Source organism: bacterium SCSIO 12643 (genome assembly GCA_024398135.1).
In the GTDB taxonomy this organism is placed as follows: Bacteria; Bacteroidota; Bacteroidia; order Flavobacteriales_G; family Salibacteraceae; genus CAJXZP01.
Window position 1 is genome coordinate 3,634,632 of sequence record CP073750.1, and the last position, 23,193, is coordinate 3,657,824.

Below are 23,193 nucleotides of genomic sequence, written 5' to 3' on the forward strand. Positions count from 1 at the left end.
TGATAAAAGGTTATATGTATATACTAGAATGTGAAGGTGGGTTTTATTATACTGGTAGTACAAATGATTTGGATAGAAGATTAAAAGAACATATTACTGGTAATGGAGCTAATTTTACTAAAAAGTATCCTCCAATTCAATTGGCTTATTTCGAGGTGTTTGATAGAATAGATCAAGCTTTTTATAGAGAAAAGCAGATTCAGGGCTGGACTAGACAAAAGAAAGAAGCGTTGATTAAGAGGCAAACTGATAAGCTTCATGAATTAGCAAAATGTTTGAATCAAACACATTTTAGTAATAAGAATGATTAATACGTTCACTTCGACTCCGCTCAGTGAACCGATTGTACCCTGAGCGGAGCCGAAGGGTACAAAAATTGAATTTTAATAAGGTGGCTGAGCGGCTTGTGCTGAACATCGCTGAAGAAAGTCGAAATATTTGGAGGTGGCTAAGCGGTTTATGCTAAGCATAGCCGAAGTAAGTTAAGATATTTGGAGGTGGCTGAGCGGAGTCGAAGCCCCGATTACATTCTCCGATGTGCAGGAATAATGGGTGCTTTTCCATTAAAAGGATTCATCTGGCCAATACCTCGGGTGTCCATAGTTACTGCACGTTTAATAGCTCCCTGTCCAAATCGATTTCTGATTTTATCCATAGCTTGATACAGATGAATTGTTTTTTCGTTGTCTTCAAAAAGGTTGATTTGATAACCACCTCCAACTAAACCACTAAACCGAACACCAACTAATCGTGCCATAACCCTACGTTGGTAGAGTTGATCAAATAGTTGCATGACAGTAGCAATTAACGTATGATCATTAGCCGTATATGGAATATGCTTTTGGCGACTCCGGGTATCAAAATCGGAATACCTTACGGTAACGGAAACATTAGACGTCAATTTGTTTCCGTTACGTAGGTAGTAGGCTAGCTTTTCAGTCATAGAAGTAAGGATTTCTTTGAGTTTCCGAACGTCTATGGTATCTTTTTCAAAAGTGAGGGATGATGAAATAGACTTGCGATCGTGGTAGGGTGTTACAGGAGTGCGATCAATACCATTGGCTTTTTTCCATATAGCGATACCGTTTTTTCCAAAAACACGTTCCATGAGTTCCAAAGGCATTTCCTGGAGAGTGTGTATTTTTTCAATTCCCATGCTTCTGAATTTTCGATAAGTCTTATCACCAACCATTGGAATTTTTTTGATGGAAAGAGGTGCCAGAAAACGTTTTTCAGTACCATATGGAATTTCTATTTGTCCATTAGGCTTGGCTTCACCGGTGCCGACTTTAGAAACGGTTTTACTCGTAGACATGCCAAATGAGATAGGAAGATGCGTCTCTTTTATGATCCGTTGGCGTAATTCTTTCGCCCATTTGTAACTACCGTGGAACCGGTCCATTCCGGTGATATCAATGTAAAATTCATCGATAGATGATTTTTCATATAAGGGAGACATTTCTTCAATGATATCGGTAACCATGTTAGAGAACTTGCTGTAGATTCCACTACTGCCACGAATAACAACAGCTTCGGGACAAAGCTTACGCGCCATTCGCATAGGCATAGCAGAGTGAATTCCATAAGGACGGGTTTCATAGCTGCATGCAGAAACCACACCACGGTCGCTGGTACCTCCAACAAGCACAGGTTTACCAATAAGTTTGGGATCAAGTAGACGTTCACATGATACAAAAAAGGAGTCTAAATCCATGTGAATAATGGTATTAGCGAGGGGAGAAGTAAGGTCGGTTGAAGAAGACGAAATCGAATCTGAAGCTTTAGGTCCAAAATCAAATGTGGGGGTGTCCTGGTCTAAAATTGTTTTCATTGTTTTACGCTTTTTATTTCAATAGGATTTAAAATCCGTTTTGTTCTGATTTGTGAATTACAAAAGAAGTAAATATATTTGTCATTTAATGTTAATATATTTTACAATGTTGAATTTTGCCAGTAATATCAAATATTTGAGAAATAAGAAAGCTTGGTCTCAGCAAGCTTTAGCAGACCATTTTGAATTATCCAGAGGTCAAATCGCTTCATATGAAGATCATCGGGCAGAGCCGAGTCAGGAAACATTAATTAAGTATTCAGACTTTTTTAAATTACCTATTGATGCCTTGATCCGACATGACCTGACTTTATCCAAAGATGATGTATATATCGATATAGGAAAGAACAGAGTCCTGTTTCCGGTGGTCATCAATAATGATGATGAAGATATGATTGAAGTCGTTCCGATTAAAGCTTCTGCAGGTTATTTAAGAGGATATGATGACCCGGAGTATATCTCAGAGTTACCTCAAATGAAATTGCCTTTTGTGCCTACAGGAAAACACCGTGCATTCCCGATTAAAGGAGATTCTATGGAGCCCTGGGTTCGTGATGGCGCTTTTGTTGTAGGGAAGTTTGTAGAATCCCCTGAGTATATCCGAAGCGGACAAACTTATGTGGTGATTACACGAAATGAAGGACTTGTTTATAAGCGTTTATATAAGAACACTCAGAATAAGAGCGTGTTGATTTTTAAGTCGGATAATGCATTTTATGAGCCTTATGAAGTGCGTCTGGAGGATGTTATTGAATTGTGGGAATACACCTGTAAAATTGATATGCAGAATTACGAGAATGATGATTTGAATCTATCCAGTATTATGCAAATGATGCGTAGTTTCCAGGTAGAACTTAAGGAGATTAAAAGTAAGATGAATTAGAATAATATGAGGTGTAAATGAAGCACCGTAGGTGCGATATGAATTTCAGGAAGGTATAGTCAAAAGATATTGAAGCACCATCGGTGCGAAATATCTCAAAAGAATAAGGTCAAAAGCCAGAGAGCTACAGCGTAGCGACACCAAAGTCAATAATTAACCTAATAATCCTAAAATAAAGTAAGATGGCGAATACGTACACGCAATTGTACTATTATGTTGTGTTTGTGGTAAAAAGAAGAAGAAACCTCATTCAACCCAGATGGAAAACCGAACTCTATAAGTATATCGTTGGTATAGTGAATAATAAGAATCACAAAATCGTAGTCATTAACGGGATGCCAGATCATATACATATTTTATTGAGAGCAAAACCAGATATTAACCTGTCTCATATCATGAGAGATATTAAGGCCAATTCATCCAGATATATTAATCAAAGAAAGTGGGTACGGGGCAAGTTCGAATGGCAAGTTAGATTTGCCGCATTTACAGTAGGGTATTCACAGATAGATATGGTGATGAACTATATCGAACGACAAGAAGAGCATCATATAAAGCAGTCGTTTAGACAAGAGTACATATCATTTTTGGAGGATAACAGTATAGCATACGATACCCAATACATTTTTGACGAGGTGGAGTGAAGGAGTCGATTTCGCTACGCTGTAGCTCAGTGCCTTAATTAGGATTTTGAATTATGGCGTAGCGCACCGATGGTGCTTCCGCCAATATAATATAGGATTCAATTTTATATACTCCGCATCTCAGGGTTATGTTTGAGCGCAGTAAAACTATTGGTCCAGGCCATAGCCACATGTACGAAAAAGGCAATCCAGATGGTTCCGGTTAACAATGTCAAAAGGCACAGCACAATACCGAGTGGGATGGCGCCAATGGTTTCATCCAGTCCTTTAGGAATATGTGTAGAAGAGTAGAGTGCTACATTGACCGCGATGGCTGGCCAAACACCAAACTCAGCCACTAATGGAAACAACAAAATACCTCTAAATAAAATCTCGTATCCAAACAAATAGGCAGCCCATCCCAAAGCATTTTTAATCTTTAAAGCAGTATCCCATTCTTTAGCTCTAATCTGCGGATAATTCACAAAATTCTTTGGGTTTCGTGCACTGATACTGGCTATTGGGACGATAAGAATACAAAGCCCCAGAATCCAGGCCAAAGAAGTCAATGTCGTTTCCGGAATGATGGTTAATCCATAATCTGCCAGAGCATAATTAGGTAACACCAACAAACTGATGATTAAGGGAATAATTCCCATCCAAATCAGACCTGAATATTTAGTGAAAAGAATGTGCTTTTCAGAAGCTTTATCCGCATCGTATCGATTATAAAATTTGGATTTGATTTTTGGAGAAATAGAAATAAACCAATAGATGGTAAACCCAACAGTAGCAATGATAATGGGGTAGAAGCTCTGAATATTGTCAACTTGCCAACTTAAATCAATTCCGGTAGTATTAAAATCCATTATAATCTAATTGAGCGGCAAAAGTCATAAAACAGATTTAAAAAGCCTCATTAACGCCAAAGTAAATTCCTGACCCACCATAAGAATTGAACCCAATATCTAATCTTAAAGCCGATCTGTTATTCTTTGAAATGAAATATCGAGGACCAAAACCAAAGCTGGATTTATTGGGACTATCAAACCCATCAAGTGCATTGCCCACATTTCCGGTAAGTACAAATGCAGCCATTTCCCATCTGGAAGCAATCGGAAAACGGTATTCTGCCTGAAGCACATATAAGTGATCATCAATAAAACGACCTCTAAAATAGCCCCGGGCTAAATCAGCTCCACCATAAATGGCTCTGGCCTGGAAAGGTGCATCCCCAAAGGTGAGACGTGTATAAAACTGGAGTGCTAAAACCTGTTTTCGAGGTAATTTCAAATATTTCCGTAAATCAATTTGAAAACTGTTAAAGCTATGGGTACTGGCCATAACCTTGCTGGTGAAATTGGTTTGAAACTGGTATAAACCACCTCGGAGGGGCGAAAAATAATTGTCACGCGTATCCACATTAAAAACAACACCCAATCCCATTAATCGGGCACCTGAGGAACCGTTGACTGTATCAGCATCCAGAATACCACCACTATCAACTTCTGTGACATCATAATTGGCAAAAGTGAACTGAAATCCAAAGTTGACAAACTGAGGGAGTTGCTTGAGCAATGAGGCAGTTATGAATGTTTCCGTCTGATTAAAATTCTCTTCCGCAATATCTTGTGTATTTCCACCAATGCCCCAAAACTGAGTAGGGAAGACCTGATATTTGATTTTGGCATCTAATGCAAATCGATCTTGATTAAAGAACAATTTAGAAGCCCCCTGAATAATCAACTGATTGTTTAGCGTATAGATAAATGTTCCGAATATATTGGATAGTTTACCGCTTTTAAAGACCGGGTTTGTTTTAAAAAATATCTGTGTTCCCGCACCAAAAGCGCCACTGGTTTCAGGAGTATAAAATACAATGGGAACAGCAATAGTCTTCACATTCTTTATAGCCGTATCTCCAATAGGAATAGCCGTTAAGGTATCCTGCATTTGCGTATACCCTGACAAACTGGTGCATATGATAAAGATGGATAGTAGAAATCGCATTAAAAGAAAAATTGATCTAGGTATACTTGAAAACTAAAATTGAAATTTAACTGCGAAAATTCATAATCTTCTTTGGTTACCGTTTCTAAAATCAAATTGGTTCGGTCTGCATATACATGCCCAAATTGATAGGCCACAGACATCCCAAAACCTACATTTTTATTGATCAGATATGTAAAACCAATAGCCGGTCGAATCCCATATCCTTTACCATGTAATTCCTCGGCAAAAACAAAATTGGTTGTTTCAATCTCATTGATCTCATTGATTACCGTGTAAAATGGGGTAAGGTCTGCAAACAGTGCTCCGTTATAATATCTCATAAAATAATATCTGGACCATACTCCAATAGACACATTTTCAGCAGAAACATGTAAATCCGGATTACGAAATTCCGTTTTACCCAATGCGAATTCCACACCAAGTGTCCAGCCATCTTTAATAAAATAACCACTTTGGGTGCCAATGGAGTACTCATTGACCTTTCTGGCTACCTGACCACCCAGAATATTTCCATTCACACTTTGGCTACTGATAGATCCGTTCAATCCAGTGATATAACGCCCTTTGACCAGAATAACCGAATCTTGATCCTGTGCCAAACCATGCAGTGAAATGAATAAGATAAAACCGAGTAGGTATTTCATGTGACCAATCCTTTTTTTGGTTCGTCAAATATATTGTTTGAGGTCAGCATATGGACGAAGACTTTAGAAAGTTATAAAGCAAATTAATTTTCATTCTGAAAAGTTACACATTTTTAAGAGTTTTAGATTATTGGTTTGATCAACAATCAGAAGCCATAACCCTGTAGCCTAAAATGTCAGAAACCTGACAAAAAGAAATTTTATGTAGCAGAGTTCTTATGTTATGTTTGGACTTACTTAAAACATGAAATATGAAAAAAAGTTTACTCGGTCTATTAGTAATCATTTCGGCAACTGGTTTTTCGCAATCATGGGTGCAATTGGCTAATGCTCCGGTGGGACGTCATCATCCCATTTCTTTTTCATTAAACGAAAAGGGCTATGCAATTACAGGAACTTTATCATCGGGATTACCCACTAAAGATGCCTATGAATATGATCCGGTTACCAATACCTGGACCACACTACAACAGTTTCCAGGGCCTGCACGTAGTTTCGGAATCGGAACAGTAGCCAATGGGATTGCTTATATGGGTTTTGGTGCAAATAATTCACAATACCTAAATGATTTATGGAGTTTTGATGCGGCTACCGATACGTGGACGCAATTGGCCAGTTGTGGATGTACAGGCAGGAGACACCCTGCAATGATTGCAATTGGCAATAAAATATATGTAGGTCTGGGAGATGATCCATCCGGTGATCTTGATGATTGGTGGGTGTATGATATCCTGCTGGATTCATGGACTCAAATTGCAGATTTGCCTGGCCCTGGAAGACATCATCCATTTATGTTTAACGCGGGAGATGAAGTTTTTGCCGGTTTGGGACATAGCGGAGGAACTATATTTAAAGATTGGTATAAGTTAGATACGACATCTAATACATGGTCCAGCATGAGTGATTTCCCGGGAGAAGCCAGAGTGGCTGGAACACAGTTCGCTATTGACGACAAAGGATTTGTCCTCAGCGGTGATGGAGATGATCATAACTTTATGGCTACAGGTGAAATGTGGAAATACGATCCATCAACGGATACATGGAATGAACTTACTCCTCACCCTGGGGTGAGTCGTTGGGCTCCCGGAAGTTTTGTGATCAATAAGGAGGTCTATTTTTATGGTGGACAAAACCGTCAAACCAATACATTTCCAACCGATTTATGGAAGTTTGATTTAACATCAGCCGTTTTAAGTGTAGAAGACAATTTAGCTGAAGCAACTCGTGTATATCCTAATCCTGTAAATGATGTTTTGTATTGGGAAAATGATAGTAGAATCACAGAAGTAAGAGTGTATAATGCTTTGGGACAATTGGTCGTTACCAGTTCGGTGAATGCCAAACAACTAAATGTACAAGATTGGACGAATGGAATTTATGCGGTGCATTTTTATGAAAATGATAAACGAGTTTCAGCCACCAAAGTATTGGTGCAACATTAAGCATTGGAATAATTTTAGTTCAGTAAAAAGTAGCTTTTGGGCTACTTTTTTTGTTTAAGGGTATTGGGGGTGTGTTGTGATAACCTGAATGTGGAGGATAGATATTTAATGAGTTATAATGTTATGGTAAAGGTGTATTATTTTCTTCCCGATAAGCTTAGTATTTTCCAGGAACGAGTGGATATTTAAAGAAAATAGTGCCAGAAGAAATTTTGTATATTTGAGCTATGGAAATAAATATTCAAAATGCTAAAATTGAATTGATCCAGTGGTTGACTACTTTGGAAGATAGCGCTTTGATTCATAAATTATTAGAATTGAGAAAATCTGAATCTAAAGACTGGGGGGATGAAATTTCTGAGGAGGAACGAAAATCAATTGAACAAGGAATTTTGGATGCTGAGAATGGAAAAGTTAAGCCGCATTCTGAAGTAAGAAAGATTTATGAAAAGTGGCTTTAAAATTTTTTGGACCAATCATGCTCTTACTGAACTTAATCAAACTTTTGAGTACCTGGAGGAAAATTTTACCCAAAAAGAACTACAAAGACTGTCAGCAGAAATAGAAAGGGTATTAAATTTAATTGCTCATAATCCCAAATTGTTTCCCTTCTCTGAAAATCTAAGAGTTCGAAAAGCCATTATTTTGGAATTAAACACGATGTATTACAGAGAAAATAAGGATGTAATTGAAATATTATCGTTTTTTTCCAATCGACAAAATCCAAATAAAAGACGATTGAAATAATTAAATAAACTTAACTCATCAATCTAAAAGATCGTCTAAAACACCAATAAATATAGGTTGAGAGCGTATATGAGAACAGTATCATTTACAGATATATTTATTCTGGGCATAATTATAAATGCAACATTGTTGCATTTGAGTGGTGATTCTATACTTTTGCCCAAAAACTAGAATATGGGTGAGTAGAGAACAAGAAGGGAATTTGTAAAGCAATGTGCGCTTTCCATTCCAGAGCTTACCTATGCTCATATCTCCATTTCCAAAATACGATATCATGAATCAAAAAGAATTTGAAGTAATCATAATAGGTGGAAGTTATGCCGGACTTTCGGCAGCCATGACTTTAGGGCGTTCGCTTCGCGAAACGCTGGTCATAGATGGCGGAAAACCATGTAATCGCCAAACACCGCATTCCCATAATTTTTTAACCCAGGACGGAAGTACTCCCAAAGAAATTGCTGAATTGGCCAAAAGCCAGGTAGCCCAATATGACAGCGTAAAGTTCTATGACGGACTGGCTATTGCAGGAAAGAAAAGTAATGGAGGATTTGAAATAACCACTTCAAAGGGAGATGTTTTTAGGGCTAAGAAATTGGTGATGGCATCCGGAATTAAAGACCTGATGCCTGAGGTTAAAGGTTTTTCCGAATGTTGGGGAATTTCGGTAGTGCATTGCCCATATTGCCACGGATACGAAATAAGAAATAAAAAAACGGCTATTATTGCCAATGGAGAAAGGGCTTTCCATTTGGTGTCGTTGGTTAACAATCTGACCAAAGAAATTAAAATCATTACCTCGGGAGCAAAAGACTTTGATGATCACCAACTCGAAAAATTAAAACAACATAATATCCAAATCATTGAAAAAGAAATTTCGGCTATCGAACATCAAAATGGACAATTAGAAACCATTATTTTTAAAGATGGCAGTACCGAAAACTTTGATTGTGCTTATGCTTCAATTCCTTTTGAGCAAAGTTCTCATATCGCTGAAAGTTTGGGCTGTAAGCTTACTGAAGATGGGTACATTGAAGTAGATTTTATGCAAAAAACCACTGAAGAAGGTGTTTTTGCTTGTGGCGATAACAGTACCATGATGCGCTCGGTGGCCAATGCGGTTTATGGAGGAAACATTACCGGTGCGGTGCTCAATAATGAACTCACACAAGAAAGCTTTTAACATAGTAGAAGTGTTATTTTTTTATCTTCGGGAGAAGCGGTAGTTTTAGCAGATAATTGTAAATCATATATGGTTTATTTACCTGTGGTTAAATGAAAACTAAGCAATCGAAATGAGCTTTTGGAAAAAAATATTAAGAAGTATAAGTGGGACCAATCCGGACAAAACAAATTCTCAATTTGATAAGTATAGAAGTGAACTAAATGAGCTGAATTTGAAATCAATTTCAGATTTAGAAAATAGGGTGAAGCCGTTAATTCGACCCGCAACAAAGCTTGAAATATTATCGGCTTCAAGACCACCGGAAAACTCTCAATTTGAATCTCATTTTGGCGGACATCCATATTTTGAAACGGGAGAACAATGGCCCAAAAGTAAAAGAGGAAAACACTTAGAGTTTATTTTTCAGATTTTTAACTCTCCTGAATTAGAGTTACCTGAAAGCATAGAACTGGTACAATTCTTTTATGATTGGGAGCAATTTCCCTGGGATACCCAGGATGATGGTTGGTTAGTCAAAATGTATAACAAGGTGGACCATCAAAATGCAGCGTTTATTGCCAAACCTCAAGAGTTGAAATCCTCAAAATTTTGTAAAGTCGAATTTAAAAGTGTGCGGTCTTTGCCAGATTGGGAAGGCATCGATTTATATGATAATAATGCATCAAAACTATCCTGTGTATTGAACGAAGATGAGCCCTGGGACAGCTACGGTCAGATGGTTTCAAAATTAATTGGAGAACAAGATTATCAAAGTCAACTTGGAGGGTATCCCAATTGGGTTCAGGGAGAATCCACGCCAAACGACCCGGAGGGAAATCCTATGAAACTTTTGTTTCAGATCGATTCCGATGATAATGCAGGATTGATGTGGGGAGATGTAGGCTTAATTTATGTGTTTTATGACGAGAAAACCGAAAATATCGAATTCGCCCTGCAATGTCATTAGTCTTTGAATATGGGTAAAAAGAAAAAGAATATCGATAGAACAAAATATGGAGATTATTCTTCGGGAGCGCTAGGCTATGAGGAGAATAAAGCGCATATTTTTATCTATACGATTGTTTCTGTGTTTGTTCTTTTATTCATAGTGTATTCTATTGCGAATGGAAGAATTGCTCTCCCAAAGCGTCATGGGGTTTTATACTTTGATGGAATGGCGATGTATACTGTTATAGGAGCACTGATTTTTATGGTCATTGGATTCTATTTACCCGTCATCGAATTTTATTTATGTAGAAGAAACTTCCATAAAAGAAACCTGATTCGTAAAAGGTTTATGAGGATAAAGAAGTGGAATAGAATATGGGCTTGGACACTTTTTATTTTATCCATTCTAATTGGGATATTCTATGACCAGATATCCAGGGCGTAAATTTTTTTATTACTCCGAGAAGCGGTAGTTTTAGCCTGTATTAATAACCGGATAACGTTTATAAAAATGAAAGTTACAGTCGAAAAAAATGAAAAGGTAGCTCAAATGATATTTGGCTCTATTTATCCACTTTACCTGGATAGACTGGAGAAAAATGGTAGGACGAAAGAAGAACTGGATCAGGTACTTGGATGGTTTACCGGTTTTGATCAAGATACTTTACAGGCACTGATTGATGAAAAAGTAACCTATAGAACATTTTTCGAAAAAGCACAGATTCATCCAAATGCACACATGATTAAAGGCGTGGTTTGTGGTTATCGAATTGAAGAGATTGAGGATGAATTTGAATTGTATAGACAGTGTAGGCAAATGGAAAAGCTGATTGACGAATTGGCCAAAGGGCGTAAAATGGAGAAGATTTTGCGCGAAGAAAAGAAGTAGGGATGGGGGCCGAAATCCACATAAGTTTAGAGAGCGATAAATATGATGACCAGGAATTAGCGCCATTTCTTGGGCGTAGTTTTCATTATGAAATCACCAGAGGTGCTATTTGGGAAAATAGGGCGCCATTTTTAAGTAAAGCAGAGATAGAATTACTTGAGGCTCCTTATTATGATGGAATTGAATATGAATCTGTTCAACTCATCTCGCCAAATGATTTAAAAGCTGTTTTAGAGAAAGTCAAAAACTACTTATATGCGTATAGAGATACTTTGCCATTTGAAATTGATATAGACCATGAAAGAATGGAGAATGCCGGACTATCAAGCTATTTGACTGTAAATGGGAGCAAATGCTGGATTAAAGGAGATTCTTTGTATCACCATGTTTCCGAAAAAGTTCAAATTAGCAATTATCCAATGGAACCGACTTCGATAGATGTATGGATAGATTATGCCGATGAAGTGGTGATAGATGGGAATAAGTACTATCTCAAAAAGACATCACGATTCGAAAAATTTGCCGATACATTAGACCAGGTGATTGCGTTTTGTGAAATGGCGAATAAAAAGAACGAAAAAATCTATTGGCTGTATAATCATTAAATAACCAGATTGAAACACATAGAACTAATATTGACCAGATCGGTATGGATTATATTAAAAAATGGATATAAGAAAACCCTATGATTGAAGATGGCACATAAGAAAAAAGGACAGTTAACAACTTCACCTGAATGGGTTAAACATTTACGAAAGTATATGAAGAATCAATTTTGGCGTGGTGAACGAAATGCAGGGAAAAAACTGATTCAATCAGAACTGAAAGAGATGTACAAAGGAATCAATCAGTTGATAGATGAAATTCTTTGGAATGATTGGGACCCAATTGGCGTAAATGATATTGCTCCACGAGATGAATATCAAGATTATGTCCCTGAGATTTGTTCATTGATAATCCAAAATAAGTCAGTCAGTGATATTGCCGATAAACTGCATCAAATTGAAACCGAAGTTATCGGGGTGGTAGGTAATAGAGAAAATTGCCTAAATGTGGCCAATAAAATAATGAGTGAAATAAATAAGGATACTCACGATATCAATGTCGATAAATCATAAGCCAAATAAAATCGTTTATACTCTTTTGGGTGTGGTTCAATCTACCTTATCTGTATATTGGATTTACGATATTATTACCCTGTATATAAATTACCAAAACCCAGATCTTCTTTTTCTCTTTCAGTATCCAAATTGGGTGTTATTTCTAAATATTGTATTAAGTGTTTTGAATCTGTACTTAGGAATAAGGTTAATAAAAAGAAAAATATCTATCCAACGAAGCTACCTCACAATGATTCTTTTAACCCTCATTGGAGGGTTGATAAACATTATAAGTGCTGCATAAAATAAAAGGGCCACACTTCATGCAGCCCTTTTGGTGTTAACACTCTTGTTCAATTTGCTCAAACCCTTCCCATAAAATTTTGAGGTTAAACAGGGCATACTTTTCCTCATCATTAAAAGGCACATCGGTATGATACAGTGCCAAATCATGAATCAGTTTTAAGGATTTAGAAAATTCAGATACGCCATGAAACATGATGTAATCTATAAATGCTGCCTGAGCAGGCAGTAAAGGAGTGCGTATTTTTGATACCTGCCGGGTATCATCCGTGGTAGTTCCCGGGTGGTGTAGGGAAATACTTTGACCATTGGAGCTTCGCATAATTGAATGGTATTAAATGAATAAAAGAGGACGGGTCACTGCGAAACTCCTCAAAGCGGTGCCTTGATTGGTCTTCGGGACTTACACCCGTTTGCCCATCCAATATCTTTTGCTTAAACCGTATAAATGCAAGTTGCACCATGATTAATAATTTTAAGAAGTTTCGCACCCCAAAAGTACAGATTTTAATAAAAACATACATGGATTAGGGGGGGTATAAAAATGCCTGCCTACATACCATTTTAAGCGGCCATTAGGAATGTTTATAAACCATATGATTAAAATCATATGAGTTTATTTAATTTAAAATAAGCGTTTTACAGTTTTTATATACGTACAAACCACAATAGTAAAATACGTATTTACCACATTTTTTATAAAAGTTCGATAGGGTAGTTTTAGCTATCAATTATAAGATGATAAACGTTTATAGTCGTTTGTAATTATTTGCAAGTGGGTGGAGGCGCTTCTTTAACTGAATTAAAAACAATATTATGAAAAACATTATTTCAATAATTTTTTTACTTCTTATTTTTATATTGATGTCTTGTACCTCAAATAAACGAATTACACAACATATAACCCATGAAAGTGGTTGGAGTGATGAAGTAATAAACATTTGTAATCAATCATGGCAATTTGCCCAATTATCTCTCAATGCATATGAAGATAAAGACAGTTTAAAAATATCTAATTTGTACGAGAAACTGGATAGTTTTTCCAATGCAGACATAGATTTTAATGCTATTCTCTACCGAAATAAAATTAATGGGACTTATGTTATAGCATATAGAGGGACCAATTCAATTGAAGATTTTAAGTATGGAAATAATCCCGTAAATCAAAAACAAAATGAAGCTGGTTTATCTGTTTTCGATGAGGTGATTAAAAAATACGGTAATGAAATATTAATTGTAGTAACAGGACATTCTTTAGGAGGAGGTATTGCCATGGGGGTTTCACTTAACCGACCAAATGTTACTTGTTATTCTTTCAATGGAAGTCCAATTTTTAAAAAAAGGAATAAAGATGGACGAAACAATGCTAGATATAGTATTGTCGAATATGGTGAAATACTTAAAGTAACCCGTGTTTTTGGAAGGGAAGCGAATCAATTGTATACATCAATCAATCTAACGCCTGGAGTAAATACAATTAAACAACATAGTATGGTTAATCTTGCGATTGGAATTACGCAGATAGCAGCCATAAAGTCCCAAGAGGCGAAATTATCACTTGAATTAAATAACCTTGAATTTAAATACAAAATCAGGACAAACCATTCACAACAACAACAACAACAACAACAACAGTTGCAACAACAAATTGGAAGGTAATGGTAGATTAACATTTTAATTTTTGAAACAAGGATTAATTGATAAGAATTAAGATAATAATTGTAACAAGAAATTGATAGTTTCCTTGCTTATAAAATACTCTTGGATTTTACTATTTGGTTTGTATTTGCTAAATTAGATGCTTAAACCAAGTAACAACTCATATACAAACACATTGTAAATATTATGGTTTGAGAACGACAATAACAATATTTCAATCTTTTATTAAACCTCTGAATCGAGATAGCGAAAACCTTAAAAAAGAATTCGTAAAGTCTCAAAGAGATCTGAAAAAACTAAAGCCAATAGAGCTAAATGTGGGAGAAACACTAACTTCAGTAATGGAAGTCAAAGAATTAGATAAAATACCAGCCAACTTAAAGACTCTTTGGGGGATAAATCGCAAATACATTAGAGAAGAAACATTTTATCAATTTAAAATTAGGGTTACTTATAATAAGCAGTATTTTGAGGATTTAGAAAAAGAATATGGAATCAATTCAAATGATTACTTTAAAAAAGAAATTTTATCTTATAAAGTTGAAAAACGCTTCTATGATTTTCTAATGATACTAAATATATGCAGAGTTGGTGGATTTCATTTTGGTATAGGATTTTTAGATTATGAAGGTGGGTATAAACGACTAAAAAAAATGAATTTATATACTACCGAGTTATTCGATTATTCTTATGAAAAAAAATGGCCGAAATTTGAGAATTTGTGTATTCAAAAAACGTGGAATTGGTTTATAGAATTAGTAAATCCAATAGATGTAGATGAATTAAGCTCTACTAGTTTAAGTAGAGCCTTTAACGCATTCTCATATCTTTATGAAGAATCAGATGAAATAAATAAATTGTTTTGGACGATGGTTGGTATAGAGGCAATATATGTGAAGGGTAAAGAAGGTATTGCCCAACAAATAAAAGAAAAAGGTCAACTATTCTTAGGAGAAATAGGAGAATTTAAAAAGCGTTTGTCAAAAATGTATGATTTTAGATCATCATTCATACACGGAAGTAAAAACTTTCCAAGTTACTTTCATATTGATGATGCTATTGATAGTTATGAAAATTTCAATTCTGAACTGAATGATATTATATTGACAGCTGAATCAATGCTCATAGCAACAATTCAAAAGTTAGCTAAAGAAAACAAAAACGGTTTAAGTTTTGAATATGTAATAAAATAATAACGTTGATCAACAAAGTGTATAATTAATTGCTTATTCTGTTTATACCTAGTTCCACCATCAAATTGACATATTATAGTTTTTCAATCAGTAAAGCTGATTAGAAAAACGACATTAATCTGTCTACTGACGGATGGCAATCGGATCACTAAAAAACAACTTAACCCATCAAACCTTCCCTGGAAACCTTTTCGAAATAAACCTGGCCGGAGTATCGGCAGGGCGTTGGTGTTTCCAGCGTTTATGCGACCACAACCATAGGTGTGGTTTGGCTATAATTTGCTCTTCCAGTTTTTTGGTATGAAACTCGGTAATCTCGCCTTCCTTGGTTTCGCGTGGCTTTTCAAAAATGGTTTCAAAACCCATTTGGTATTGTCCGCGTTGCGTACGGTCCAGCTTAGCAAATAGGACCGGAAAATCATATTGTCGTGCCAATTTCTCGGCCCCTCTAAACACCGGAGTATCCTGGTTCAGGAAATTCATCCAGTAGCCACGATCGGCCGCAGGGGTTTGATCCCCAATAAGCATAATCGCAATTTTTTCTCCACGGTCTATATACTCCTGTATGATTTCATACGCATCATACAAAGGCACCAATACCATTCCGTAGCGCGTACGGTAGGAAGCCAGTAGTTTTTCAAAATGCGGATTGCTTAATGGTTTATATACCCCCAGTACGGTATGTTTGGTATCACGAGAATACGCAGTTACCAAATATTCCCAGTTGCCATAGTGCCCCAGCACGGTCACAATAGATTGTCCTTTGTCAAAATAAGAGTTGGGCAGGTCTACATTACTGGTTTGAAAGCCTTTTTGCCAATCCTTTTCGGGCATTGTAATGGCTTTGATCGATTCCATAAACATATCGGCCAAAAAGCGGAAAAACTGATTTGAAATCTGCTGAATTTCCTGATCAGACTTTTCAGGAAACGAATTTTTCAGGTTGTTCCAAACTACCTTTTTACGGTAACCAATGCCTTTAAAAAATACCCAATACATAAATGTGGAAATGCCATATAAAACGGACCACGGAAGTCTGGAAAAAGCTTTAGTGACTGCAACACCTATATGCATAGAAAGATTGGTTTAAAACGCTGCAAATGTAACAAAAAGCGCAGGTTTGCAGTAGCAAAATATTTGTGCAGTTATAGCATATTACGCACCTTTGAAAGCACAAACCCATACGGATATGAAAATTCTATTAGCAGCCATCGGCACCAGAGGAGATGTAGAACCATTTTTGGCTTTGGGCGAAATGCTTCAAAATCGCGGTCATGAAGTGACGTGTCAGTTTCCCGAGCAGTTTAGAGATCTGGCGGCCAATTCAAATCTGGCTTTTGAAGGACTCACTCCTGATTTTCTGGAACTGATCAATAGTCATGATGGAAAAATGGTAATGGGAGGTAAAGGATCACTGTTTGCCAAGTTGGGTGCCTATATCCGGGTTTATCAAAAATCGGTAGGGATCAATGCCTATATGATGCAGCAACAACATGAGCTGGCGGAGTCGCTCCAACCCGATCGGATTTTATATAGTGCCAAAGCTACGTATGCCGTGGCGTGGGAAATTATGCATCCCGGAAAAGCCATCAATATCAGTCCCATTCCGTATTTGATTCATTATGTGAAAGACCACGGACATATTGGTTTTAATGGAGACTATGGGCCGTTTTTAAATAAACTGACCTATAAACTGATCAATTACTTTTTGGCACAAAATATCATCAGTTCCACCAAAGAAATTCGCAAAGCCGCAGGGATTTCCGCCCGACAAGTACGGGAGGTGTTGACACAAAAAAAGATGGTATATACGCTATCGCGTGTATTCTTTAAAGAACAACCGTATTGGCCCGAGCAGGTAAAAGTATTGGGTTATCACGAACGCCCCGTTACTTACAATTGGGAACCAGATGCGGGATTGGAAAAGTTTTTGGCATCGCACGATAAAATCATGCTGGTCACATTCGGAAGTATGACCAACTCTGAACCGAAAGTCAAAACGGCACTCATTTTAAAAATCCTCACCGAACTCAAAATCCCGGCATTAATCAATGTTGCTGCCGGGGGATTAGTGATTCCGGAGGAATATGATCAAGACCAGTTTTATTTTGTAACGCAAATCCCATACGAATGGGTATTACCTAAAATGTATGCAGTAGTGCATCACGGAGGATCGGGAACCTCGCATTTGGCAGTGAAGCATGGTTGCGCTACGATGATTGTTCCGCATATTCTGGATCAATACATCTGGAATAACATTTATACCAAAGTAGGAGTAGGGCCTAAAGGAATTGCGATGGATAAAATCACGGAAGGCAATTTAAAACCGAAAATCAAAGCGCTTTTTACGGATTCTAAATACAAAGCACAATCAGAAAAATTAGCCGCTGAAATGAATGCGGAGGATTTTAAAGAACAAATTATTGATTTTATTGAAGGATAACATCTAGAAAGTGATTTTCTGCGAAAGAATCTTTTTGGGCAGTGGTAATGTTCCATTGCTTGGAATTGCGGTCTCGAAGAGACCATAGCATGAAAAGCAAATGGAACCATGGTCGCTTGCGAACCACCTTCCAAAAAGTGCCCTTTTTTTCGTTCTTTTTTTGGGCATACAAAAAAAGGACATAAAGAAAATAAGTGTTTTAATATGACAACATACTCTAAATTTATTATGTCCTTTTTGGCTTGAACCAAAAAGGACCAAAAAGTTCAAGGCTGAAGAAAGCTTTGTTGAAAGCTAATTCTTCATTTCGTTATCTCACCCAAACTCGCAAACGACATAAACGACTTTTCAAGTCGATGTCTGAGCTCAAACATGGGTTCGATGACACTACATTCATCGAGCTTTCTACCAAAACTTCCTAAGGCCGATTCTTATACAAGAATGTTTTATTGTAATACATTACATCCTCAAATAATGTATTATTTCTTGGTCTTTTTGGGCAGTGGTAATGTTCCATGCTCGGAATTGCGGTCTCGAGAGACCATAGCATGAAGAGCAAATGGAACCATGGTCGCTTGCGAACCACCTTCCAAAAAGTGCCCTTTTTTTCGTTCTTTTTTTGGGGCAAGCAAAAAAAGGACAATCTAAAACAGATTACTTTTACAAAAAACAATCTCCCATAATGAATCTAAAAACCGAAATAAAATCCCAATCCATATTTAGAATGAGCGAAAGCACCGAACGCATAGAAAAATGCGTGAACCTCCTCACAAACGAACAAGTATGGTATAATTTCAATGATCATACCAACAGCATAGGTCATTTAATCCTGCACTTATGCGGTAACATCACCCAATACATTCAATCCTCACTCGGAAACCAAAAAGACGAACGGGTTCGGGATTTAGAGTTCGAAACCAAAGAACAACTTTCTAACGAAGAACTTATTCAAAAGATCAAAAACACAGCTACTAAAGCATCCGAAATCATTCAACAATTAAGTGAAGAAGAACTCTTAAAAGAACGCTCCGTACAGGGATTTAACTTTACCGGAGTAGGCAACATCATTCATGTGGTAGAACATTATTCCTACCATACGGGACAAATTGCATTGCAAACCAAACTACTCCGAAATATGGATTTAGGATTCTATGCCGATTTGGATTTGAATATCAAGAATGAATAAAAGAAATCTTTGGAGAATTTCAAGCGTTTATGGAGATTTGGCGCTATGAAAAATACCGGGGAAAAGATTTTAGATTTTTACAATCATTTAGCGTTAGAAAGCCTTCAAACTCCTGGAGTAGAAGTGATGAACCCATTTAACAAAGCAGAGGTGCAGGCTATTTGCGAAGTATTTTACCATCGTTTTTACAATGATTCCGGAAAGCGTGCTTTTATGATTGCCATTAACCCGGGTAGATTTGGAGCCGGAGTCACCGGATTACCATTTACCGATCCCACAGTATTGGAAGGTTTATTGGGAATTTCCAATTCCTTTCAAAAACGAAAAGAACTCTCCGCCATCTTTATTTATGAAATGATTGACGCATTGGGAGGTGTAGAATCGTTTTACAACAATTTCTTTTTTACCAATGTTTCTCCGTTAGGGTTTCTAAAAGACGGTAAGAATTTAAACTATTACGATATTGCCGATTTACAAAAAGAACTCACTCCGTGGATGGTCGAACAAATGAATCATCAGGTAGAACAATGGGGCAGAAGAGACGTGGCATTTACGATTGGCAAAGGACAAAATCATAAAATCTTGTTGCAGTTAAACAAAGAACATAAATGGTTTGACCAAATCATTGCCTTACCGCATCCACGTTGGATTATGCAATACAATCTGAAACGTAAAGATGATATTCTGGATCAGATGATTCAGACCATCAATGAAGCCATAAAGTAAAAGAGGATAATCCGTTTCCAGATTACCCTCCTTCGGAGATTATGAGCGTTTAAATCTTGTTATTAATCCACAGCTATTATTACTGAATAGTCTACGAGACGAATTTCAAATGTCTGATAGCTAGATATGTAGTGATACGTTTGTTTCACTTTTCCTACGTTATCCGCATAGTAATTATGTACATATCTTGGGTTGGGAACATTAGGAATATTCGCGTAAGTCGTGTAGGTCCCGCGGTAATCCAATACGGAAAATGTTCCGGCTGGTACGGTTACCTCATAGGGCGGATCAACTGTTTGGAAAACCCGATGATATAAGGTATCATTATTCCCTATGATTTCGTAATGTTCTCTAAAGGTGGCCGTATAATCAGTTGCAGGTAATATGGTATCACCCAGGTGGGAAATGATATTACCATGATCATTTTTGATGATTCGGTAAATGCCCCATTGGTTTTGAAATGGGTGAAATGTACCTTCTACCACATAGTAGGTTTCATTGTTGATCATGGTGTCTTTTGTAATCACCAGACTATCATGAGGAGGTAATTTTGTTTCAACTCCATTTGTATCTATTCGATATGTATTATAAACCCAATAATTCCCAATAGCTAGTGGCATATAGTTTTTTGGAGCTGGGGTGGGAGGGCAAATAATCTCTTCATCTTTTTTACATGAAGAAATGAAAATGAGTAGGATGGCCAGGGAGGACAAAATTGCTTTCATAGATTACTTAATTATTTGAATTTTAGATGAGTAAAAAAGTAAGTCTATGCCATAAATTGTTTTTAGTGATGTTTTAAGTTGGAATGTCAGTAAAACACATTTTACGAAAGAATATTGTTAGAGGGTTCTAAAAACTTTAAAAATAATATTTGTGATTCTTCGGGAATCCAGATTATAATTGGGTTTTGAAGGGACTAAACAAATTTTAAATTTCTTTAGCCGCCCAATTTCCTTTCTTCAAATAATACCAGGATAAGACAAACATGACCCCAAAGTATACAAACTCACTGCTCCATACCATATGAAGTTCCATTTGAGATACCACAGCCACATAATATGCGTAGATGAGGTAAAGTCCCACGCCCATGACTTCAATAAACAATGCTGTACGTGTATTTCCGGTTCCTGAAACCGCACGGAAAGGCATAAACGACATGGTAAATGTAAACATAGAGAAAGTGGTCAATCTCAAGGTACTGAGAGAGTCCGAAATGATTTCCGCATCCGTACTAAAAAGTCCAATGGTAAATTCCGGAAATAAGTTAATACTCACGAAGAATAATACATTGATTCCCAGACCTAAAACCGTAGTGCGAACGATCAGAGGAATGATTTTTTCGAAGTTCTTTTCGCCCATCAGGTTACTCACAAAAGTATTGGTGGCATCGGCCAGGGAGAATACCGGAACCATTACAAAAATGTAGATTCCACGGATGATTTGAGAGATGGCTAGAGCACGTTCGCCCAGGTTTTCCACAATCACAAAAAAGCTGAACCAGGCGCCAATTGAAATAGCGTTTTGTACCATAATTGGATTGGCCACTTCTAGTATGGTTTTGGTTTGTTCCCAGTGAAATGAAATGAATTTATTGAGGTTGTATTTCTCTAAGTCTACAAACTTTAAAGTGTATACGATAAAAAGCAATGTGCCACTCGCTTCAGAAATCACCGAAGCCAGCGCAGCCCCTTGGACACCCATTTGCGGAAAGGGCCCGTAACCATTGATCAATGCCACATCCAACACAATGTTGAGTAAGGAAATAAATGGAGTGAAATACCCCAGAATTTTGGTCTTGGTTGTCCCTACAAAAAATGCGATAAACAGTAAGTTGGTCAACGTAAATAAAATTCCCCAGCCACGCATTTTCATGTACACGGTGGCAAAATGCACCACATTTTCAGAGTCAAAAATAGATTGCAAAATAGGAGGGATGGCCAACTGAATAAAAATGAATAATAAGCTGGCAAAGAGGACTGTAAAATAGATGCCCTGATAGAATAAACTCCCTATGGCTTTATAATCATGTGCGCCATTTCTACGTCCGATAATGATTTGAATTCCAGAAGTAAACCCCATCCCGATTACAAAAAGCAGGGCATATAAAATCTGCCCGTTCCCGGTTCCGCCTACTTCGGCTTCACCCAGTCCGGTCACCAACATAATATCTATCACACCTACCAGGTTCATCGCAATTCCGGCAATAACCAACGGAGCTGTAATTTTAAGAATGTTTTTATATGAGGTGTTTAAAGAATTCATGAGTGGCGCAAAAGTGCTTTTTCTAATGAGATAAATGAGAATAAAAAAGAAATAATAACAAGATATTAGTATTACGGAATTTTATAATAACCTGACAAAAATCAGTTTAAAAGTGCCTTTTAGCTCTCAGAATTTAGAATCAACATTTTTATATTGCGAATTCAAATTGAGAGATATGACCAGAGAAGAACTTTTAGACGCGATTGACAAGAAATATAAGGCAATGGGACAAGATCCGGATGTACATTTATCTGGATTACTATACGCTGAACCGATGAAGTATTGGGATTTTATTCAGGTAGATGCTTTATTGGGATTACAAACCCAAAGAACTCAACTTCCGGATGAAATGGTGTTTATTATGTATCATCAAATCAATGAGTTGATTTTTAAAATGATCTTATGGGAAATTGAGCAGGTATCTAAAGCTGATCCGATTTCTACTCAAAAGTTTACCATGCATTTAGGTCGTATCAGTCGTTATTTTGATTTGTTATCAAATTCGTTTGATATTATGGGCGAGGGAATGGAACCGGAGCAGTATATGAAGTTTAGAGATACGTTAACTCCTGCTAGTGGATTCCAAAGTGCACAGTATCGTAAAATTGAGTTTGCTTCTACGGAATTGATCAATTTGATTGATAACCGTTTTAGAGCTACAATCGATAGAAATACTCCATTCGAGCATGCGTATGATCACTTGTATTGGCAGGCTGCGGGTAAGGATTATGCAACAGGGAAGAAGAGTAAATTATTACTCAATTTTGAAGACAAGTATTTCGAAGAGTTTATCACGTTCATGAAGGATTATAATACCTTGAATTTATGGACGAAGTTTAAGTCATTACCAAAAGAAGATCAGGAAAATAAAGAATTGATCAATGCGATGCGTCATTACGATCATACCGTAAATGTGGATTGGGTGATGCACCATTTAAATGCAGCGAAAAAGTATCTGGGAGATAGTGAAGCTACCGGAGGAAGCCATTGGCAGAAATATATGCATCCAAGATATCAGAAGCGTATTTTCTTCCCGGGATTGTGGTCTGATGAAGAGATTGAGAATTGGGGAATTACCAATTTGGATGGGTACAAAGTGATTGAGTAGTCATTATAGAATATTTAAAAAGGGAGGC

Annotated in this window: 25 protein-coding genes; 17 read left to right on the forward strand and 8 right to left on the reverse strand. The window is 36.9% G+C overall.

All coding sequences use genetic code 11. The features are described from left to right. Nucleotides 1-14 precede the first annotated feature (14 nt). Entirely contained in the window at nucleotides 15-311 is a 297-nt protein-coding gene (locus KFE94_15945; GenBank protein ID UTW66125.1) for a GIY-YIG nuclease family protein, read from the forward strand. 212 nt (nucleotides 312-523) lie between these two features. Here the strand turns inward: KFE94_15945 and dinB are convergent, their stop codons facing one another. Beyond that, complete coding sequence (gene dinB / locus KFE94_15950; protein UTW68299.1) at nucleotides 524-1,714, reverse strand: DNA polymerase IV; 1,191 nt, start codon at nucleotides 1,712-1,714, stop codon at nucleotides 524-526. Nucleotides 1,715-1,937: 223 nt separating this feature from the next. On the opposite strand from dinB, the gene KFE94_15955 reads away from it, so the two are divergent. After that, nucleotides 1,938-2,714: a LexA family transcriptional regulator gene (locus tag KFE94_15955; protein UTW66126.1), complete on the forward strand. Its 777-nt coding sequence runs from the start codon at nucleotides 1,938-1,940 to the stop codon at nucleotides 2,712-2,714. Between the two features lie 182 nt (nucleotides 2,715-2,896). Beyond that, the gene (gene tnpA, locus KFE94_15960; protein ID UTW66127.1) at nucleotides 2,897-3,358 is read left to right on the forward strand and encodes an IS200/IS605 family transposase; all 462 of its coding nucleotides are present in this window, start codon (nucleotides 2,897-2,899) and stop codon (nucleotides 3,356-3,358) included. 104 nt (nucleotides 3,359-3,462) lie between these two features. Here the strand turns inward: tnpA and KFE94_15965 are convergent, their stop codons facing one another. From KFE94_15965 to KFE94_15975, 3 genes are read right to left on the reverse strand one after another with little or no spacing between them, the layout of a single operon-like run. Next, nucleotides 3,463-4,206, reverse strand: coding sequence for a CPBP family intramembrane metalloprotease (locus KFE94_15965; protein ID UTW66128.1), 744 nt, complete (start codon nucleotides 4,204-4,206; stop codon nucleotides 3,463-3,465). Between the two features lie 37 nt (nucleotides 4,207-4,243). Continuing rightward, on the reverse strand, nucleotides 4,244-5,347 hold the full coding sequence (locus tag KFE94_15970; protein UTW66129.1) for a BamA/TamA family outer membrane protein: 1,104 nt from the start codon (nucleotides 5,345-5,347) through the stop codon (nucleotides 4,244-4,246). Continuing rightward, complete coding sequence (locus KFE94_15975; protein UTW66130.1) at nucleotides 5,347-5,994, reverse strand: hypothetical protein; 648 nt, start codon at nucleotides 5,992-5,994, stop codon at nucleotides 5,347-5,349. The genes KFE94_15970 and KFE94_15975 overlap by 1 nt, the downstream gene beginning before the upstream one ends. Before the next feature lie 251 nt (nucleotides 5,995-6,245). Between KFE94_15975 and KFE94_15980 the strand changes: the two genes are divergently transcribed. The 8 genes from KFE94_15980 (at nucleotide 6,246) to KFE94_16015 (ending at nucleotide 12,300) form a co-directional block, all read left to right on the forward strand. Next, the gene (locus tag KFE94_15980; GenBank protein UTW66131.1) at nucleotides 6,246-7,436 is read left to right on the forward strand and encodes a T9SS type A sorting domain-containing protein; all 1,191 of its coding nucleotides are present in this window, start codon (nucleotides 6,246-6,248) and stop codon (nucleotides 7,434-7,436) included. A 227-nt stretch (nucleotides 7,437-7,663) separates the two neighbouring features. After that, entirely contained in the window at nucleotides 7,664-7,897 is a 234-nt protein-coding gene (locus KFE94_15985; GenBank protein UTW66132.1) for a hypothetical protein, read from the forward strand. A gap of 560 nt (nucleotides 7,898-8,457) precedes the next feature. Beyond that, entirely contained in the window at nucleotides 8,458-9,363 is a 906-nt protein-coding gene (locus KFE94_15990) for an NAD(P)/FAD-dependent oxidoreductase (protein UTW66133.1), read from the forward strand. 112 nt (nucleotides 9,364-9,475) lie between these two features. Beyond that, the gene (locus tag KFE94_15995) at nucleotides 9,476-10,312 is read left to right on the forward strand and encodes a DUF1963 domain-containing protein (GenBank protein UTW66134.1); all 837 of its coding nucleotides are present in this window, start codon (nucleotides 9,476-9,478) and stop codon (nucleotides 10,310-10,312) included. Nucleotides 10,313-10,321: 9 nt separating this feature from the next. Beyond that, nucleotides 10,322-10,738: a hypothetical protein gene (locus tag KFE94_16000; protein ID UTW66135.1), complete on the forward strand. Its 417-nt coding sequence runs from the start codon at nucleotides 10,322-10,324 to the stop codon at nucleotides 10,736-10,738. 66 nt (nucleotides 10,739-10,804) lie between these two features. Continuing rightward, complete coding sequence (locus tag KFE94_16005; GenBank protein ID UTW66136.1) at nucleotides 10,805-11,182, forward strand: DUF2200 domain-containing protein; 378 nt, start codon at nucleotides 10,805-10,807, stop codon at nucleotides 11,180-11,182. Between the two features lie 2 nt (nucleotides 11,183-11,184). Further along, nucleotides 11,185-11,787: a hypothetical protein gene (locus KFE94_16010; GenBank protein UTW66137.1), complete on the forward strand. Its 603-nt coding sequence runs from the start codon at nucleotides 11,185-11,187 to the stop codon at nucleotides 11,785-11,787. 156 nt (nucleotides 11,788-11,943) lie between these two features. After that, entirely contained in the window at nucleotides 11,944-12,300 is a 357-nt protein-coding gene (locus KFE94_16015) for a hypothetical protein (protein UTW66138.1), read from the forward strand. Between the two features lie 322 nt (nucleotides 12,301-12,622). On the opposite strand, the gene KFE94_16020 is transcribed toward KFE94_16015, so the two are convergent. Next, a complete protein-coding gene (locus tag KFE94_16020) occupies nucleotides 12,623-12,907 on the reverse strand; it encodes a hypothetical protein (protein ID UTW66139.1) in 285 nt (94 codons plus the stop codon). A gap of 494 nt (nucleotides 12,908-13,401) precedes the next feature. Here KFE94_16020 and KFE94_16025 point away from each other — a divergent pair, with 494 nt between their 5' ends. Continuing rightward, nucleotides 13,402-14,244, forward strand: a complete 843-nt coding sequence (locus KFE94_16025) for a DUF2974 domain-containing protein (GenBank protein ID UTW66140.1) — start codon at nucleotides 13,402-13,404, stop codon at nucleotides 14,242-14,244. Between the two features lie 191 nt (nucleotides 14,245-14,435). Beyond that, nucleotides 14,436-15,437 carry a hypothetical protein gene (locus tag KFE94_16030; protein ID UTW66141.1) on the forward strand — a complete coding sequence of 334 codons (1,002 nt, stop codon included), beginning with the start codon at nucleotides 14,436-14,438 and terminating at the stop codon, nucleotides 15,435-15,437. A 168-nt stretch (nucleotides 15,438-15,605) separates the two neighbouring features. Here the strand turns inward: KFE94_16030 and KFE94_16035 are convergent, their stop codons facing one another. Next, complete coding sequence (locus KFE94_16035; protein ID UTW66142.1) at nucleotides 15,606-16,511, reverse strand: lysophospholipid acyltransferase family protein; 906 nt, start codon at nucleotides 16,509-16,511, stop codon at nucleotides 15,606-15,608. 115 nt (nucleotides 16,512-16,626) lie between these two features. Between KFE94_16035 and KFE94_16040 the strand changes: the two genes are divergently transcribed. The 3 genes from KFE94_16040 (at nucleotide 16,627) to KFE94_16050 (ending at nucleotide 19,792) form a co-directional block, all read left to right on the forward strand. Then, nucleotides 16,627-17,880, forward strand: a complete 1,254-nt coding sequence (locus KFE94_16040; GenBank protein ID UTW66143.1) for a glycosyltransferase family 1 protein — start codon at nucleotides 16,627-16,629, stop codon at nucleotides 17,878-17,880. Between the two features lie 682 nt (nucleotides 17,881-18,562). After that, nucleotides 18,563-19,066 carry a DUF1572 family protein gene (locus KFE94_16045; protein ID UTW66144.1) on the forward strand — a complete coding sequence of 168 codons (504 nt, stop codon included), beginning with the start codon at nucleotides 18,563-18,565 and terminating at the stop codon, nucleotides 19,064-19,066. Between the two features lie 45 nt (nucleotides 19,067-19,111). Further along, nucleotides 19,112-19,792, forward strand: a complete 681-nt coding sequence (locus KFE94_16050) for a DUF4918 family protein (GenBank protein UTW68300.1) — start codon at nucleotides 19,112-19,114, stop codon at nucleotides 19,790-19,792. 62 nt (nucleotides 19,793-19,854) lie between these two features. Here the strand turns inward: KFE94_16050 and KFE94_16055 are convergent, their stop codons facing one another. Continuing rightward, entirely contained in the window at nucleotides 19,855-20,517 is a 663-nt protein-coding gene (locus tag KFE94_16055) for a hypothetical protein (protein ID UTW66145.1), read from the reverse strand. 205 nt (nucleotides 20,518-20,722) lie between these two features. After that, complete coding sequence (locus KFE94_16060; GenBank protein ID UTW66146.1) at nucleotides 20,723-22,057, reverse strand: MATE family efflux transporter; 1,335 nt, start codon at nucleotides 22,055-22,057, stop codon at nucleotides 20,723-20,725. 175 nt (nucleotides 22,058-22,232) lie between these two features. Here KFE94_16060 and KFE94_16065 point away from each other — a divergent pair, with 175 nt between their 5' ends. Then, nucleotides 22,233-23,165 (forward strand): tryptophan 2,3-dioxygenase, encoded by a 933-nt coding sequence (locus KFE94_16065; protein UTW66147.1) that lies wholly within the window; start codon nucleotides 22,233-22,235, stop codon nucleotides 23,163-23,165. Nucleotides 23,166-23,193: the final 28 nt, after the last annotated feature.

Coding starts and splice junctions, on each gene's coding strand:
- KFE94_16060 (UTW66146.1), bottom strand. CDS start 22,057: ATGAATTCTTTAAACACCTCATATAAAAACATTCTTAAAATTACAGCT.
- KFE94_15995 (UTW66134.1), top strand. CDS start 9,476: ATGAGCTTTTGGAAAAAAATATTAAGAAGTATAAGTGGGACCAATCCG.
- KFE94_16055 (UTW66145.1), bottom strand. CDS start 20,517: ATGAAAGCAATTTTGTCCTCCCTGGCCATCCTACTCATTTTCATTTCT.
- dinB (UTW68299.1), bottom strand. CDS start 1,714: ATGGATTTAGACTCCTTTTTTGTATCATGTGAACGTCTACTTGATCCC.
- KFE94_15985 (UTW66132.1), top strand. CDS start 7,664: ATGGAAATAAATATTCAAAATGCTAAAATTGAATTGATCCAGTGGTTG.
- KFE94_16025 (UTW66140.1), top strand. CDS start 13,402: ATGAAAAACATTATTTCAATAATTTTTTTACTTCTTATTTTTATATTG.
- KFE94_15980 (UTW66131.1), top strand. CDS start 6,246: ATGAAAAAAAGTTTACTCGGTCTATTAGTAATCATTTCGGCAACTGGT.
- KFE94_16015 (UTW66138.1), top strand. CDS start 11,944: ATGAAGAATCAATTTTGGCGTGGTGAACGAAATGCAGGGAAAAAACTG.
- tnpA (UTW66127.1), top strand. CDS start 2,897: ATGGCGAATACGTACACGCAATTGTACTATTATGTTGTGTTTGTGGTA.
- KFE94_15965 (UTW66128.1), bottom strand. CDS start 4,206: ATGGATTTTAATACTACCGGAATTGATTTAAGTTGGCAAGTTGACAAT.
- KFE94_15955 (UTW66126.1), top strand. CDS start 1,938: ATGTTGAATTTTGCCAGTAATATCAAATATTTGAGAAATAAGAAAGCT.
- KFE94_16045 (UTW66144.1), top strand. CDS start 18,563: ATGAATCTAAAAACCGAAATAAAATCCCAATCCATATTTAGAATGAGC.
- KFE94_16040 (UTW66143.1), top strand. CDS start 16,627: ATGAAAATTCTATTAGCAGCCATCGGCACCAGAGGAGATGTAGAACCA.
- KFE94_15945 (UTW66125.1), top strand. CDS start 15: ATGTATATACTAGAATGTGAAGGTGGGTTTTATTATACTGGTAGTACA.
- KFE94_16065 (UTW66147.1), top strand. CDS start 22,233: ATGACCAGAGAAGAACTTTTAGACGCGATTGACAAGAAATATAAGGCA.
- KFE94_16005 (UTW66136.1), top strand. CDS start 10,805: ATGAAAGTTACAGTCGAAAAAAATGAAAAGGTAGCTCAAATGATATTT.
- KFE94_16020 (UTW66139.1), bottom strand. CDS start 12,907: ATGCGAAGCTCCAATGGTCAAAGTATTTCCCTACACCACCCGGGAACT.
- KFE94_15975 (UTW66130.1), bottom strand. CDS start 5,994: ATGAAATACCTACTCGGTTTTATCTTATTCATTTCACTGCATGGTTTG.
- KFE94_16010 (UTW66137.1), top strand. CDS start 11,185: ATGGGGGCCGAAATCCACATAAGTTTAGAGAGCGATAAATATGATGAC.
- KFE94_16035 (UTW66142.1), bottom strand. CDS start 16,511: ATGCATATAGGTGTTGCAGTCACTAAAGCTTTTTCCAGACTTCCGTGG.
- KFE94_16000 (UTW66135.1), top strand. CDS start 10,322: ATGGGTAAAAAGAAAAAGAATATCGATAGAACAAAATATGGAGATTAT.
- KFE94_15990 (UTW66133.1), top strand. CDS start 8,458: ATGAATCAAAAAGAATTTGAAGTAATCATAATAGGTGGAAGTTATGCC.
- KFE94_16050 (UTW68300.1), top strand. CDS start 19,112: ATGAAAAATACCGGGGAAAAGATTTTAGATTTTTACAATCATTTAGCG.
- KFE94_15970 (UTW66129.1), bottom strand. CDS start 5,347: ATGCGATTTCTACTATCCATCTTTATCATATGCACCAGTTTGTCAGGG.